The following is a 16250-nucleotide window of genomic DNA, read 5'->3' on the forward strand; positions in this document are numbered from 1 at the left end:
TTTTATTTTCTACTAGAAATTATACTTATCAATATTATCCTTCGTAAATACAACTCGTTCAGGTAATACGATAATACCATTTCCTTCTGCCTCATAGTCATACCCTTGAATAGAGTTCGGCTCTACTTTCACTTTTCCGATTCCTTTTACTTCAAAGCTATCCCCGACTTTTAACTTCTTCCCTTTTACAACAATTTCATTTGCAACATACGTTGCGAGGGCACCTTGTTGTTTTACATCCCATAATCCAAATTGTTGTACTGTTCCTCGTTTTACATAATCACGCATAACATTCGGTGTCGAAAATCCCGTTACGACTACTTTCTTATCCATTTTCAAATTCTCAGCTGCTTGCGCCATTGCTGGTAGTGCTGTTGCATCTGGACATATTACTGCGTTAATATCCGGATATGTTTTTAAAATACTCTCCCCTATTGATAAAGATTTTTGCGCATTATTTTCACCGTATTGCGTCGTTACAATTTCCCAATTCGGATATTTCTCTTTAATAATCTCTTTCGCCTTCGTTACCCATTGATTTTGATCTGTTACAGTCGGGCTTGAATAAAAGAATGCTACTTTTCCTTTATCTCCAATTTGCTTAGAAGTCATTTCAATTAATAAGTTTGCTAGTTGGTCTGGTGTACCTTGGCTAATATAAAACGAACGGTCTTTCGGATTCACATCAGAATCCCACGTTAATACGGTCATCCCCTTTTTCTTTGCACGTTGTAATGATTGCGAGAGACCATCAACTGACGTAGATGAAACCATAATTGCATCGTAGTTTTGATTAATAAAATTGTTTATATATTTTACTTGCCCTGATACGCTCGCTTCAGAAGGTCCATCATATTTCACTTGTACACCTAACTTATCTCCCATCTCTTTTGCACCTTCACCGCCTGATGTAAAGAAGCCAACTCCCGTTAATTTCGGAATGAATGCAAATTTCACATCATCTGCTTTTTTCTTGTCCGCTGTTTGGCTAGAACAAGCAATTAAACCGATTAAACAAATACACATAATAATAACAATCCCCAGTTTTCTCTTCATGACATTTCCCCCTTATGCAAATTCCTTCTTTTCCCCGTAGTGAATCGTTGTAATTTGAAATGTCTCATAATAACAGAAACAATAAGGATAATACCTATTACTACATTAGATTGTTCATTCGTTAAGCCCGTCATTTGTAAACCGTACTGCATGAGTCCTATAAAAATACTCGCTAGTACTGTCCCAATAATACTCCCTTTTCCGCCTGTAATAAGTGTGCCGCCTAATACAACTGCCGTAATTACTGGCAAAATCGTTTCACTTCCAATATCTGCACGAGCTGAACCGAAATAAGCTGTTAAGAAAGCTCCTCCTAATCCACCTCCTAACCCAGAAAGTACGTAAGCAATAATCACTACTTTCTTCGTTCGAATGCCGGAATATCTCGCCGTACTTTCATTTGCGCCAGTTAATTTTGCGTAGCGACCATATGTTGTACGGTGAAACAATATCGTAAATACTATAGTTAAAATGACAAGGAGCCATAATAGATTAGGTATACCGATAAAACTACCATTTGCCATTTGCACATACGAATCTGGTAAACCACTTATTCCTTCATAGCCCGCTGCACCCGAACCACCTGAAATAACAAGGGCGATTCCTGCATATAAAAACATCGTTCCAAGTGTAACGACAAGAGGTTCTACATCTGTCATTTTTATAATAAGTCCATTTAATCCGCCCGCTATGCAACTTATTACGAGCGCAATGATAACGGCCAACAGTATAGGCATGCCATTCATCCAAAGTGCTCCGATAAGAATCGAAGTAAGCCCCATAATAGATCCTACTGATACATCAATTCCGCCAGTTACAATGACAAATGTCATCGGAATAGCCGCGATTGAAATAATGAGGAAATCGTTCATACTAAAAAGGAGGTTACTAATGTTTAAGAAATCACTATTTATGAAACTAAAGAGAATGAGTTCTACGAGAAGCAATATGAGAAGAACCCCTTCCCATCTATACAAGCTACGTATTCCCCTCATAGATTCACCCTTCCTTCTTCTAGTTGCCGGAGTTTCTTCCATTTTTTTAAGACACTATCTAATATGATGATGAGTAAAAGTAAAAATCCTGAAATAGCACTATTCCAAAATGCAGGTATTTTTAAAAAGACGAGTGAACTGCTTATCACTTCTAAAAAAAATGCACCTAATGCCGCTCCAAATATAGAACCTGTTCCTCCTTTTAAATGTATACCACCTAAAACAGCAGCGGCGATAACTTGCAATTCTATCCCTGTACCTGTTTGATTTGGAACGAATCCAATATTCATTACGAATATACATCCAGCGAGCCCAGCGCTTATGCCTGATATGATAAACGCGTATATTTTCACTTTATCTACATGTATTCCTATAAGCCTTGCACCATCTTCATTATCACCGACCGCATAAAAATATCTTCCAATCTGTACTTTCATTAATAAGAAATATAGTAGTAGTAATATGATAAGAACGGTCCATACCGTTACCGGAATGCCTAACATCATAATAGAAGAAATTTGTTTATACTCATTCGGAATATCTTCAATCCACTTTCCGCCCGTGAATAGTAACATTGCACCTCTAATAATACCGAGCATTCCTAATGTCATAATGATAGCTGGCACTCGAAATTTCGTAACGCCAATTCCATTTACCATACCAATAAGAGCACCAAGTATAATTGCCACTAATATTGAAATAAAGGCACTGTATCCATCTGTTAACAACATCCCGCAAACCGCAGCGCTTAATCCCATAATAGATCCTACTGATACATCTATATTTTTCGTAAACAATACGAAAGATTGACCAATTGCCAAAATAACTAAAATAACGCTTGATTTCATAATTAAAGATAAAGAGCTAAACTGAACAAAACTAGGATTCATTACTCCAACGAAGGCTATGTAAAGAAGTAATAAAATAATAATAGACGTCTCATGCATTTTAAATAAACGGTTCACTCCGTTACACCTCCCTTTCCTCCGTACGCAAGGCGTGTAACTTCATCAATACAAATTTCCTTCTTCTCCAAATGAGAGACGAATCCTCCGTTTCTCATCACATAAACACGATTCGCTAATTGAACGATTTCTTCCATATCTGAAGAAATTAATATGAGCGCAAGTCCCTTTCTCTTCAAACTTTGTATCATTTCGTATACTTCTAATCTTGCTTTCGCATCAATACCACGGGTCGGTTCATCAAGAATAATCACTTTCGGATTACATGCAAGATATTTCGCTAGCACGACCTTCTGTTGGTTCCCACCTGATAAAGACGTCAGCTCTTCATTCATATGAGGGACAACAATTCTAAACTGTTTTATATACAATTCGGATAAAGCGCTTTCTTTTTTGCTATTTAAAAAGAAGCTACTCATACTGTTTAAAGATGCAGATGTTATATTTTCCTTAACAGACGCAATTGAAAAAATACCATTCCCTGCTCGATCCTCCGGTACATACACCATACCTTCCTTTATTCGCTTATGTACCGAATACTTTGTAATGGATTTCCCATCTAATAAAACAGAACCTGATTTCAAAGGCTTTAATCCACATAACGATTCAGCTAGTTCAGTCCTACCTGATCCAACGATCCCAGCAATCCCAACAACTTCTCCAGCGTGTACAGTAAATGATACATTTTGAAACGCATAGCTTGACGCATTCGTGACATCTAATAGTTTTTCCGCATGCTCTGTTTCCTCTTGTATGATCTCTTTTTTCTCCTCAAATTTATATCCTTTCGGTAATAACCCCTCCATTAGCATGTCATATGTATACCTTGATACATCACCTTGACTTACAATCATTCCATCACGTAAAATTGCTACTTTATTCGCAATTTCAAAGATTTCTGGAAAACGATGCGTAATATAAATCATGCCAATTCCTTTTTCTCTTAAACTTTTCATCAACACAAAAAGACTCTTAATTTCGTGAGTTGTTAATGTCGATGTTGGCTCATCTAAAATAAGAATCTCAGCTTCTCTTATTAATCCCCTCAATATTTCTACTAATTGTTGCTGTGCGATGGATAACGATACCCCTAGCTCACGAAGTTGAATGTTCCACCCTAAGTCTTCTAGCAACTTTTTAATTTTATTTCGAAGCTCTTTCTTTTTCGCTTTCATTCCGATACAAATGTTCTCTTCAATTGTCATATGAGGAAAGATGAGCGGCTCTTGTGGTATTAAGTAAATACCATGTTGATGCGCCTCTGCTGTGTTTGAAAACTTTTGTATTTCCCCCTTCACATACATTTTGCCAGCATCGTATGAATACAAGCCCGTTAGTATTTTCATTAACGTTGATTTCCCGGCACCATTTCCTCCAACTAAAGCGTATATATCTCCACGCTCTAATTGTAAATTGACTTCTTTTAATACGAGTTGATCTGCAAATGATTTACTCATCTTTGTAACTTGTAATAAGGGCACGCTCTCCACATGTTGTCACCTGCCTTTATGCAGAACATTTTTGAGAAAATGATTTTTTGTTCTACTTGTTTTGTAGCATTGTATATTTCTTTTTTCATATCTAGAACACTTTTTTCACTGGGCTATTTATCGCTTCAACTGGAATAAACAAAATAACGAGCACATATGTTTAAGCAGTGGTCAATTGTTGAAAGGGATGAAGAGCATGTCACAGCTGAACTTTGAAGACAATTTGTTAACAAAAGTAGCTTGGTACTATTATAAAGATCAATTAACCCAGCAAGAAATTGCTTCACTTCTTCACATTTCAAGAAATAAAGTCGTTCGGTTGTTAGATAAAGCACGGACGGAAGGTGTCGTCACATTTCACGTAAAAGGTACTGGTTTGCACTGTTTAAGCATCGAACGTGATCTTATGAAAAAATTCCATCTAAAAGATGCTTTCGTTATTCCAACTCCAACTGAGGATTATGCATTTTCACTCGGAAAAGCTGCCGCACAATATTTAGAAACTCAATTGCAACAAGGTGATTTACTTGGGATTGGCTGGGGAGAGACGATAAGTAAAATGCTAGAAAACATTCATTTTGATAGCTCTATGAGTCTTTCAATCGTTACTCTTACAGGAGGCGTAAATCACTATATTCCAAGAAATCAAAGCTATTTAAACTACATGCAAGGCGATCTTCATATTATTCCTACCCCTTTTCTTACATCTACAAACGAAATGACACAAATTATTCTATCTGAACCGAGCGTGAAAGATATGCTTCACGTCGCTTCACTCGCTCATACAGCAGTAGTTGGCATTGGCAGCTTATCTCAAGACGCCACAATTGTGAAAGAAGAAAAATTAACACTACGTGAAATGACTTATATACGTAGTCAACACGGGGCTGGAGATATTTTAGGGCAATTTTATAATACTGATGGAAAACAATTAGAACTTCCCCATCATAACCGTCTTATCGGCACACCACTCTCTGTTCTTCAAAATATGAAACATGTCGTTGGTGTAGCTGGCGGTACGGAAAAGATAGCTGCAATTTACGGCGCCTTAAAAGGAAAGTTCATTCATACATTAATTACCGATGAAGAAACTGCCCTCTCCTTATTAAGAAAGGAAGGTGACTCTTAATGTCTACTCTATTAGCTTACGACGCTGGTACAGGGAGCATTCGAGCAGTTCTTTTTGATTTAAACGGTAACCAACTTGCTGTTAGTCAAAAAGAATGGATTCATAAATCAGATAGTCGTTACCCTGGTTCTATGAATTTTGATGTAACTGAAAACTGGCAGCTCGTTCAACAATGTACGAAAGAGGTTCTTCAAAAAAGTAATACGTCCTCCTCTTCTATTAAAGGTATTAGTGCAACGAGTATGCGTGAAGGCTTTGTTTTATACGATAAAAACGGGCAGGAAATATGGGCTTGTGCAAATGTTGATGGTCGCGCGTCAGCGGAAGTTAGTGAACTAAAACAAATTCGTTCCGAAATTGAAGAGGATTTATATAAAAAATCCGGTCAAACTTTTTCGTTAGGTGCTTTACCTCGCTTACTTTGGATAAAAAAGCATGAACCAGACGTGTACAGAAACATTCATTCTTTCACGATGTTAAACGATTGGATTTTATATAAATTGTGCGGCGTACTACAAATTGATCCTTCAAACGGATGTACGTCCGGTATATTCGATTTACAAAATAGAGCTTGGGATAACTGGGTTGCTGAGCAATGCGGTCTTACTCTAGCCTTTTCTCCAAAAGTAAATGAAGCTGGTACAGTTATCGGGAATATCACAAAACGAAGTGCTGAGTTAACAGGATTATATGAAGGAACACCGGTCGTTGCTGGCGGCGGAGATGCACAAATGGCATCGCTTGGAACTGGAGTTGTAAAACCTGAACAAACATTTATATGCGGGGGCAGTTTTTGGCAACAAGAAGTAAATATAACAAAACCAGAAACTGATCCAAATGCGGCACTTCGCGTAAATTGCCATGTCGTTCCTAACCTATGGCAATACGAAACAATCGCTTTCTTCCCTGGCCTTGTTATGAGGTGGTTTCGAGATGCCTTTTGCCATGAAGAAAAACGGCTCGCTGAAAAACTCGGCGTAGATGCTTATGAATTACTAGAAGAACAAGCAAAAGATGTTCCTATAGGCTCTCACGGTATAATCCCTATTTTTTCAAATGTAATGAACTATATTTCTTGGCGACACGCTGCACCATCCTTTTTAAATTTAAGTTTAGATGCTGAAAAATGCGGTAAAAAAGAAATGTTCCGAGCAATTGAAGAGAATGCTGCCTTCGTTACATTCAGCAACTTGAAATTAATAGAGGCTCTCACAGGGAAATTTCCTTCTGAAGTGATTTTTGCTGGCGGCGCTGCTAAAGGAAAACTTTGGCCACAAATTCTTTCAGACGTACTCGGAATTCCTGTGAAAGTACCAGTTGTAAAAGAAGCAGCAGCTTTAGGAACTGCAATTGCTGCTGGGGTTGGTGCTGGCATATATTCATCTATGGCAGAGACTGCCGAACAGTTTGTACAGTGGGAAAAAACATTTGAGCCAGTCACTGAAAATCATGAACTATATAAGGAATTCTATGAAACATGGAAAACTGTGTATAACAGTCAGCTCGCTTTAGCCGATAAAGGCCTCACCTCACATATGTGGATTGCACCCGGTGCTCTGTAACACATTACATAAAGGAGTGAAATGTATGTTAAAAGCGAATGAAAATGATTTCTCCTATCGCTTCGGTGATAACGGGCCTAAATATTTAATACAAGGTCCAAATATCGATCTTGGCCTAGTCGTGATTCAGCCTGGGCAAGAGTTTCAAAATCACTATCATACAACGTGTGAAGAAGTCTTCTATGCGTTAGAAGGCGAAATAGATTTCTATGTGAATAACGAGAGAGTTCCGATCAAACAAGGGGATGTCTTGCAAGTTCGACCTCATGAATCCCATTATCTTATTAACCATTCTGATAAGCCTTTTAAAGCTGTTTTTATAAAGTCACCACATTTACCAAATAAAGATACTGTACAAACTGAAAATCCAACATTAACGAAGGAGTGATTCCTAATGACTTGGGGATTTAAAAATCGATTAAACACAATTTTACCTGACGGCAGAGCGGTTATGTTAGCGATAGATCACGGCTACTTTTTAGGGCCAATTCACGGACTTGAACAACCGTTAGAAACAGTTAAAAACTTGCTTCCATATACTGATTCCCTCTTTTTAACACGAGGCGTATTAAGTTCCTGTATTCCTGAAAACTGCAACACACCAATGGTTATGCGTGTATCAGGCGGGGCAACTGTAGTAGGCAAAGATTTAGCGAATGAAACAATTGTTACACCTGTGAAAGAAGCAGTAAAACAAAACGCAATTGGCGTCGGCGTTTCTGTCTTTGTTGGATCAGACTATGAAACACAAACTGTTTCAAATCTCGCAAACGTAGTCTCTGAAGCTCACGATTACGGCCTGCCAGTACTCGGTATTACCGCCGTTGCGAAAGAACTACAAAAACGTGAAGCTCGCTTTCTAGCACTCGCCTCCCGCGTATGTGTTGAAATGGGAGCTGATATTATTAAAACGTACTACTGCGAAGGATTCGAAAAAATCACAAGCACATGCCCTGCTCCAGTCGTAATCGCGGGAGGACCGAAACTAGATTCAATCGAAGACGCATTAAACATTACGTACAACGCGCTGCAAGAAGGCGCAATCGGAGTAGACATGGGCCGAAACATATGGCAGTCCGAGCATCCAGCCGCGATGATTCAAGCAATTCATGGCATTGTAAAAAATAGATTGAATGTGAAAGAGGCGCTGGAACTATATAATGATGTGAAAAATTAATGTAAAAAGATGGACTATTTATTATAACGGGTTCAGTTAAGAAGAGTAAAACTTGTTTTGACACTCAAACTACACAAGGAAAAGGATGGCAAGTGCCATCCTTTTTGACATACATTGAACTTTTACTGTTTTCAAGTTTCCTTCTTCGACTAACGAGCCAAAAATTTTAATCAACCTTTAACTTTATAGCTTTTGTAGCAATAAAAGTTTTAATATGCTTATCTAATATCCTTGTTCCACCAAAATCATCCTCGTAAAAACCCGTTATAACAAAACCAGCTTCAACTTGACCTTGGATTTGATCTTCTAGAGTATGTGCGTATTCTATTGTTTGATTTAAATTAATATAATCTTGAACTTCATCCTCTGGTAAATAATCCAATGTTGATGAAGGTATTGAATGTTTAACATCCAAAATACCTTTTTGTTCTTGGTTGTCATCAAAAATCCATAGTAAAGGATTTGTAAATCCAGAAATAAGAATACCTTTATTCTTTAAAACCCTTGAAATCTCATTCCATACAAGATGAACATCTTTTACAAACAAATTAGAAACAGGATTTACGACAATATCAAAATATTCATCTTCAAAATCACTAAGGTCTGACATATCTCCTTGTACTGTTTTTAAAGTTAATCCATCCCGTTCCGCTACCATTTCATCTTGTTCCAATTGCTTCTTAGATATATCAGTAACTGTTACATCTGCTCCAGCAGCAGCCAGTACTGGTGCTTGTTGCCCTCCACCTGATGCTAAACAAAGTATCTTTAATCCCTCTAATGACTTTGGAAACCAATCTCTAGGAACTGATTTTTCTGTGGTGACTGTGATTTCCCATTCACCTGATTTACTTTTTTCAATAACCTCACTACTTACAGGTTGAGTGTATCTAGAACCTTCTTCAACCTTCTTATCCCATGCATTACTGTTTTGTTGTGTAGTATCCATTATAATCATTGCTCCTAACTATCTAGTTGCATTTTAATTTTGACATTATTAACTATTTACACCCTTTTTCTATTAACCTGCCGATAGTTAATAAATGGTTTTCTATATTTATTTTAACACATAAACATCATATTTTTCTAAATATTTAAATTAATTGATTGTATTGTAAAAAATGATAATTGTTTCAGTTATAATAAAATATGAAAACAAAATAAAGGAAAAGAGGAATGATTATGCAACGAATGCCTTTTGAACGCCCTACTGATCATTATGATGAACGCTTATCTTCTATTGATGAAAAAATTTGCTCTTTATTAAAAGAACGGAAAGAACTTTCGAATGGGAATCCGGGTTTCCCACCAGATGAAGCCATTTCTAATTGGGCAAAGCAGAACGGGTTATATCCCGATTATTTAAATTCATTATTCTCATCTATGATGGACGAAGATGAGTTTAAACCTCGCGTCGAACCGACTAAGTTTAAAAAACATATACCCGTTTTAAAAACTTATGAACATAAAGAAACTGTGTATACTGTAACCTTTATTCGTCAATATTCTAACGCTAGTGTAATTAATTTATATAAGGAATGGGATCCAAAAAACAATACACTTAATGAGAATAATACACATAGCCTTGTTGAATTATCGATAAATGATACATACGATTGCTGGGCAGAAGGATGGACTGGAACAGATGGACATGTGAGCTACCAATTTGTAGTTTCCCCTACTCTTACTAATAATCTCTCTGGAATTAGCTTATTATTTAAAGAACAAAGTATGCCATTTATGAAAGATCAAGCTATGCTTGAATTTGAAATTCGGTTAGATTAATAAAGTGAAACTTTAATCAGTGGGGATTTTGACTAAAAGATGCTTATTTTTTACTTTGGTGTTCCATTAAATAAGCGAATAAAATGATCAAGCCCCTTTCCAAACTGGATAAGGGGCTATATATACACCTTCAAAGAATTATTCTTGATGAGTGCCATTCAGTTTTGAGACTTTCTTACCATCTCTATAGTCAAGGCAAGATACTTCAATTAACAATCCATTAAACATTGTAAAATAAAAACCATAACTACTACCTCTCATTGAATACGGTTTCTTGTCTATTTCAATGCCACCAGCTACTAAACGATTATATGATTGATCAACTTCACTTGAAGTTTCCACTAAAAAACCAATATGAAAAGCTTCAGGATACATAACTTCCTTATTCCCCTTAAATGCTTTTGGATCACTTAGCACAAGTATAAATCCACTCTCATCACTCATTACTACAAGTGCCTTTCCCTTTTGCTCCAAAAATTGAAAATCAAAAAATGTTTCAAAGAAATGTCTAGCTTCTGATAAATCATCAACACATAGATTTAAATGATTCAACTTCATTCACTCATCTCCTTTTAAGCAGAGGGTATATATACTCATATTAATAACACTTAAATATTCAAGGGGGAAGCATTAGACTATTTTTAATAGTCTAATGCTTCCCCCTATAGTCTAGAACGTTTTTTAAAATGCAACATTTGGAATACAATGAATGAAATTATATGAACAATTCGACACGGAATCTCACTTTACTGATAAAAATTGAGAATCGTAGTAGCCCTATTGTTTATTCTCCAAATTGGTTAAAACCCACTCAATCAAGGAAATTGCTGAAGAGATTCGCTCTGTCGTATCTCCTAAAAACACTTTATTAAGTAAATCATCAAAATTAGTCGGTTTAATAGATAATGCTTGAATATACCTTAAAGCAGATCCAGCTGGAGGTGTTGGTCTGTTATTAATAGCCCATATTCCCTCTAGCAATGTCCACATTGATGTGTGAACTATGTATGAAGCTTTTAACTCATCTTTTGCTTTCAAAGCAGCCTGAATTTTAATAAGCGAACTATGTAACCAATGAGAAATGCCTTTTACTTTATCACTAGAAACAGCATAATTTTCATAATTATGTTGAGCTATTTCCTTTAACCTTCTCAACTCACCGTTACTATCAAATAAAATTTCTCCTTCTAAAAAAGAGTATAATTCCATTGGATTATTTTTAAGGTTTAATTGAATTCTATTAAAATCTGCATACTTATATTCAATTAAAATACCTTCTCTCATTTCTGAATGAAAATCCTTCTTTTGTCCATTCTCTAAAAGAACATATACGTCTATATCGGATTCGGGGTATGCGTCACCTCTTGCGATAGATCCGATGAGCATTAACCCACTCACTTCATTCCTAGCGATATATTCATTTAGAATTTTATGTACTAACTCTTTATGGCTTTCATATGTAATAAATGAAAGATTTTCTAACATTTCTATCCTCCAAGTTATCGATCTATTCTTATAAGAATAGATCGATATTTCTCAGTTTCTAAAATAAGCAAACACCTTTTAAACGATATTGAATTATATTTTTTCTCATACATTTCCATTATACACACTGCTAATTGTTACATGCCGAGCTCTATTTTATTTTCACATACTTGTAAAATGCCTAGTCAAATTGCTTACTATTAATTCTTTGTGCAATTGGGTGATCATCCTTTAGTTGCAGTAGATCCCATAAATTCCCGTATAAGTCCTTAAATACTGCAACAATTCCGTATGATTGCTCTTTCGGTTCTCTCACAAATTCTATTCCTCTTGAAATCATTTCATTATAATCTCTCCAAAAATCGTCAGTATTTAAGAAAAGAAATACTCTACCGCCTGATTGGTTACCAATAAAGGGCTCTTGTTCAGGTTTAGATGCCCTGGCTAGTAATATTGTGGTGCCGACTGAACCTGGAGGAGATACCACTACCCACCGTTTGTTTTCTTCTGGCTGATAAATATCTTCAACTAATGTGAAATTTAGTTTCTTTGTATAAAACTCTATTGCCTCGTCATAGTCTTTTACTACTAATGCAATATGAACTATCGATTGAACCATTATTGTCCCTCCTAATCTTACTCACTGATCGAGTTTATATTATAACATTTCTAGTTTTAACCTGTCCGTTAATTCTTCTTACATCACATGCGAATCATTCTCTTTATTCAATATAAATAACCATCTATCAGTAAGCAGATAGATGGTTATTTATTCGAAAGAATATAATTAAACAAATGTATTTTTACGACTGTTGATAAGCCGATTTCGATGATTTCACATAATAAACCCCGTGCTCAACCTTAATGATATGATCTGGTTTTGGCTTACCGCGGCCCGCTCTATGTCCAGCTAAGTGCTCTTCACTCGTTTCCCAGTTCTTCCATGCTTCTTCCGATTCCCACCGAATCATAACTACAACTTCTTCGTCTCCGCGTCTTACTTTTTTAACAAGAACACTTAAGTCGATGAATCCTTCAAATTTTTCAATAATGCCTTCTCCTGTAAAACGCTCTACAACTATATCTGATGTACCTTCTTTTACTGTAAATGTCTTCGTTTCGATAAACATATATTCCACTCCCTCTTTGTAATACGAATACTAGTATTCTTCTATTATAATTGATTATGATAATTATTTTCAATTATAAAGTTTCAAATCTTTAGAATTATGCTGACTTCTCCTCAATCGCCTCATCTAAAAATTTGAAATACGGAAGCAATATCCCTATTAAAGAAGTAACACATATAATCGAACCGATGATAAAGTATAATACTCTCACTCCCCACATTTCACTCAGTATTCCCCCAAGAAACACACCTAATGGCATTGCCGATCGTATGAAAAATAATCGCACTGAAAATACTTTTCCTATCATATTATTTGGGACAGTTTGTTGGCATATCGTCGTGTTATGAACATTGAAAAATGCAATACATATACCAGCAATTACCTCGATTACAATCGCAATAGTAATACTGTGATTGAACCCTAAAGAAATGTATGTAAGGCCACCTATAAACAATCCTCCAAGCATAAGTATTCGCCGGCTTTTATATGTTACTTTTCCGACTAAGATTGATCCAACTACATAGCCAAGTGGGAAACCTGCCATGAAGTAACCGTACTCCGCATATCCCGCTGACAGCTCATCTTTTATATAAGGTAGGTTTGTAACCATCGTTACCCCAACTCCAAATTGAACGAAAGTAAGAAATATACCGAGCCAAACGATTATTGGTTTTGTGAAAAAGTATGTAAAACCATGAAGAAACTGTTCTATCCACGTTTTTCGAATCTCTTGCTTTATCCTCTTTTCTGTAATGAAAAGTAATAATCCTCCACTTATAAATAGACAAACGCACACAAAAAATAATGTAAGCTTCATTCCAATAAAATGAATGACGATACCACCTAATACTGGCGCTAGAAACATCATAAGACGAGTCATTCCATCTATATACGCATTTGCATCTTGAAGCTGCTCTTTACTTACAATGCTCGGTGTAATCGCTTGACTGGCGGGTGTATACAGCGGCGTAATGAGCCCTACTATAATTTGAACAACGTAAATGTGCCATACTTCTACACTGTTAGTAACTAGCATTACTAAAGGCAGTAAGAAAACAGAGGCCCGCATCCATTGCGAAAAAATCATAATCCACTTTCTGCTCCATTTATCAATATATGGCCCGCTTATAAGTTGCAGTATGAGTGACGGGATAAAATATAGTAACCACATGCTACTTAATGCTGTTTTTGATCCTGTTAATTCATAAACGAGAATTGAATTACATAACGTCCCGAAAGCCCCGCCTAATTCTGAAATTGCACTGCCAATCCACATAAAAAAGAATGAACGATTTTTCAATACACTATTCACTATAGCTCACCAACTTTTCTATTAAATTCCTCCCTTTATGTACATTCTCGTTGTATTTTATTTATTTAAAAAAGCTTCTAATTCTTTCGCTAAAGACTGTACTGCTTTCTTTCTCAATACATATTTTCCGTCATGAATATCTACTAACTTTGCTGAACGTAACAATTTCAAATGATGATGTACTGTCGATTTTCCTAGTTGTAATCTTTCCGTTATTTCTTGCAGCGTACGCTCTTGTTCAAATAGTAGTTTTACAATACGAAGCCTTGCCTCGTCCCCGAGCGCCTTATGTTTATGAACTAAAAAATAACTCGGCTCATACGGATCTTCTGGATGTATACTTTCATTTGCGACTGGATAATGAAACACTTTCGTATCTTCAATATCAGCTTCTATGTTCCACGGTCTGTATGTAATTTGCGGGATAAGAAGTACGTGATGAACACTTGGCTCTGGCATATATGTAACGCCACCTGTTGCCCACTCTACAAACTCTTCCGGTTGCATCTTTTTATTCATTTCATTTTTCGCTTCATAATCTCGCTCTAGTATAGAACCAATTTCTTCTACCTCTTTTTTAACAACACTGTCATACCACCCTGTCATAACGGCAATTAAATGCGTTTTTAGTTCACGCACATCGGCATGACATACAAACTCTATATACGTAGAGAAAAACTGATGATCATGTGTCAGTTCCTTTAGTTCGTGTATTACAGATGCTTCTCCGCTAGCTGCTAAACGTCTTTTTTCTTGATGGATTTCTCCTAAAAACGGTAAACACACATATTTAAAATCTACTTCCGATAACGAATTGATATTATGAATAAACTGAGTTAAATCCGTAAAATCTCCATCATACAGTAACTGTAGCAACGCTTTCCACGTATTATGCCTCTCGACAAATTGTAAATGTTCTATCATTTCATGAGGTAACGATATTCTAATTTTTCCCCATTCACTTTGAGTCTTTTCAAGAGTATCGATTAACCTCTTATGAGTAATTGCCGCAATGCCAAGTGCACATTCGAAAAGTATCGAATACTTCATTTGAACGTTGTACGTTTCCCTCTTTCTACTCGTTACGTGAAAGACTTCCATTTTATCCCCTCCTTATTTGCTAAGTATTAAATTCCACACTTACCGAATTATACCTTCTATATTTTTAGAATTCCGAAACATTACGAAACTTATTTCGCTACAATTTTTTAAATTTAAGCTGCAGTTGCTTTTCATGTTCAACTATGATGCAGGTTTCTTGATGAGAAAGGAGAATTTATTGCAGTAAGAAAAATGATTTTGAAAGCATAAGTTTATTTCTGCAATTGCTACAACGGCGCCATATTGTTCTTTTAGAGACTTCCAAATATCAATTAGATGATAAGTAGGTACGTTTCTACCTAATTTCTTTAACACTTATTGTTGATTTATCTCATAGTTAAGGAGGCTATACGAATGAGTAAAAAAGAAATATTACAAAATGGGGTCAAGCAAGTTTTTTACGAAGAAGAATGGTACCCACCGATATCAGAAGCGTTAAAGAATCTTACCGCTGCACAAGCGTGTTGGCACCCAGAAGGAAAGGCCAGTAATACGATTTGGGAAAATGCAAACCATTTACTAACCTTTAAAGAGCGCTTACTTTCCCGCTTACATCAAGATGACACATTTGTTGCTCCACAAAATAATGATGACACGTTTGTCCAAGGCGGACCTAATGATGATGATGCTTGGCAACAAACAGTGAAACGAATGCTCCAAGTACATGATGCCTTACAATCTTCATTAACATCCCTTCAAGAAGCAGAACTGGATCAACCAAGTCCGTCTCTACCAGTTTGGCAACAATATATGAATATCCTATTGCACGATGCATATCATACAGGTCAAATTATACAACTTCGTAAACTCCAAGGCTCATGGCCATCTCATCGTTCATATTTATAAGCAACGATTAAAGATGATAGATAAGCATATGATTCTACATTTAGCAAAATAAGTACAAAAAAAGCAAATGAGATTCTAACTCTCATTTGCCTTTTTGCGTGCTGGAGAAACATCCTGCAATGAATTATTAAGCTTAATTAATATTCAACAAAGAATGTTCAATGGATAAAGTAAAACTTTAATTAGGCATTTCCGGGCCATTATCTCCCGCCTAACT

General features: G+C 36.2%; 17 protein-coding genes. 6 read left to right on the plus strand and 11 right to left on the minus strand.

The window, feature by feature from the left end; genetic code table 11:
* Positions 1-12: 12 nt before the first annotated feature.
* The 4 genes from lsrB to NSS97_RS15265 are packed head-to-tail and all read right to left on the minus strand — an operon-like array spanning position 13 to position 4506.
* Complete coding sequence (lsrB, locus tag NSS97_RS15250) at positions 13-1056, minus strand: autoinducer 2 ABC transporter substrate-binding protein LsrB (protein WP_044438242.1); 1044 nt, start codon at positions 1054-1056, stop codon at positions 13-15.
* The gene (locus NSS97_RS15255) at positions 1053-2051 is read right to left on the minus strand and encodes an ABC transporter permease (protein ID WP_002189993.1); all 999 of its coding nucleotides are present in this window, start codon (positions 2049-2051) and stop codon (positions 1053-1055) included. Before NSS97_RS15255 ends, lsrB begins: the two co-directional genes overlap by 4 nt.
* Positions 2048-3016 (minus strand): ABC transporter permease subunit, encoded by a 969-nt coding sequence (locus NSS97_RS15260; RefSeq protein ID WP_044438241.1) that lies wholly within the window; start codon positions 3014-3016, stop codon positions 2048-2050. Before NSS97_RS15260 ends, NSS97_RS15255 begins: the two co-directional genes overlap by 4 nt.
* Positions 3013-4506 (minus strand): ATP-binding cassette domain-containing protein, encoded by a 1494-nt coding sequence (locus NSS97_RS15265; protein ID WP_107886716.1) that lies wholly within the window; start codon positions 4504-4506, stop codon positions 3013-3015. Before NSS97_RS15265 ends, NSS97_RS15260 begins: the two co-directional genes overlap by 4 nt.
* Before the next feature lie 196 nt (positions 4507-4702).
* Here NSS97_RS15265 and NSS97_RS15270 point away from each other — a divergent pair, with 196 nt between their 5' ends.
* From NSS97_RS15270 to lsrF, 4 genes are read left to right on the plus strand one after another with little or no spacing between them, the layout of a single operon-like run.
* On the plus strand, positions 4703-5635 hold the full coding sequence (locus tag NSS97_RS15270) for a sugar-binding transcriptional regulator (protein WP_002165567.1): 933 nt from the start codon (positions 4703-4705) through the stop codon (positions 5633-5635).
* Positions 5635-7197, plus strand: coding sequence for an autoinducer-2 kinase (gene lsrK, locus NSS97_RS15275; RefSeq protein WP_044438239.1), 1563 nt, complete (start codon positions 5635-5637; stop codon positions 7195-7197). The genes NSS97_RS15270 and lsrK overlap by 1 nt, the downstream gene beginning before the upstream one ends.
* Positions 7198-7222: 25 nt before the next feature.
* On the plus strand, positions 7223-7585 hold the full coding sequence (locus NSS97_RS15280) for a cupin domain-containing protein (RefSeq protein WP_000909986.1): 363 nt from the start codon (positions 7223-7225) through the stop codon (positions 7583-7585).
* Between the two features lie 6 nt (positions 7586-7591).
* On the plus strand, positions 7592-8374 hold the full coding sequence (gene lsrF, locus NSS97_RS15285) for a 3-hydroxy-5-phosphonooxypentane-2,4-dione thiolase (protein ID WP_003190261.1): 783 nt from the start codon (positions 7592-7594) through the stop codon (positions 8372-8374).
* A 166-nt stretch (positions 8375-8540) separates the two neighbouring features.
* Here lsrF and NSS97_RS15290 read toward each other — a convergent pair whose 3' ends face one another.
* The gene (locus tag NSS97_RS15290) at positions 8541-9323 is read right to left on the minus strand and encodes a class I SAM-dependent methyltransferase (protein ID WP_002127899.1); all 783 of its coding nucleotides are present in this window, start codon (positions 9321-9323) and stop codon (positions 8541-8543) included.
* Between the two features lie 233 nt (positions 9324-9556).
* Here NSS97_RS15290 and NSS97_RS15295 point away from each other — a divergent pair, with 233 nt between their 5' ends.
* Positions 9557-10159, plus strand: coding sequence for a hypothetical protein (locus NSS97_RS15295; protein ID WP_341113185.1), 603 nt, complete (start codon positions 9557-9559; stop codon positions 10157-10159).
* Positions 10160-10297: 138 nt separating this feature from the next.
* Here NSS97_RS15295 and NSS97_RS15300 read toward each other — a convergent pair whose 3' ends face one another.
* The 6 genes from NSS97_RS15300 to NSS97_RS15325 all read right to left on the minus strand — a co-directional run bounded on the left by NSS97_RS15300 (position 10298) and on the right by NSS97_RS15325 (position 15187).
* The gene (locus tag NSS97_RS15300) at positions 10298-10717 is read right to left on the minus strand and encodes a VOC family protein (RefSeq protein WP_044438236.1); all 420 of its coding nucleotides are present in this window, start codon (positions 10715-10717) and stop codon (positions 10298-10300) included.
* 219 nt (positions 10718-10936) lie between these two features.
* A complete protein-coding gene (locus tag NSS97_RS15305) occupies positions 10937-11644 on the minus strand; it encodes a nucleotidyltransferase domain-containing protein (protein ID WP_326997264.1) in 708 nt (235 codons plus the stop codon).
* Positions 11645-11825: 181 nt separating this feature from the next.
* Positions 11826-12263 (minus strand): VOC family protein, encoded by a 438-nt coding sequence (locus NSS97_RS15310; protein WP_078176498.1) that lies wholly within the window; start codon positions 12261-12263, stop codon positions 11826-11828.
* Positions 12264-12447: 184 nt separating this feature from the next.
* The gene (gene hmoA / locus NSS97_RS15315) at positions 12448-12774 is read right to left on the minus strand and encodes a heme-degrading monooxygenase HmoA (protein ID WP_002084853.1); all 327 of its coding nucleotides are present in this window, start codon (positions 12772-12774) and stop codon (positions 12448-12450) included.
* A gap of 97 nt (positions 12775-12871) precedes the next feature.
* On the minus strand, positions 12872-14086 hold the full coding sequence (locus tag NSS97_RS15320) for an MFS transporter (RefSeq protein WP_341113188.1): 1215 nt from the start codon (positions 14084-14086) through the stop codon (positions 12872-12874).
* Positions 14087-14143: 57 nt separating this feature from the next.
* The gene (locus NSS97_RS15325) at positions 14144-15187 is read right to left on the minus strand and encodes an ArsR/SmtB family transcription factor (protein ID WP_341113190.1); all 1044 of its coding nucleotides are present in this window, start codon (positions 15185-15187) and stop codon (positions 14144-14146) included.
* A 354-nt stretch (positions 15188-15541) separates the two neighbouring features.
* Here NSS97_RS15325 and NSS97_RS15330 point away from each other — a divergent pair, with 354 nt between their 5' ends.
* The gene (locus NSS97_RS15330) at positions 15542-16033 is read left to right on the plus strand and encodes a DinB family protein (RefSeq protein WP_044438233.1); all 492 of its coding nucleotides are present in this window, start codon (positions 15542-15544) and stop codon (positions 16031-16033) included.
* The last annotated feature ends 217 nt before the right edge of the window (positions 16034-16250 follow it).

It is taken from the genome of Bacillus sp. FSL R12-0074, assembly GCF_038005725.1.
Lineage (GTDB): Bacteria > Bacillota > Bacilli > Bacillales > Bacillaceae_G > Bacillus_A > Bacillus_A mycoides.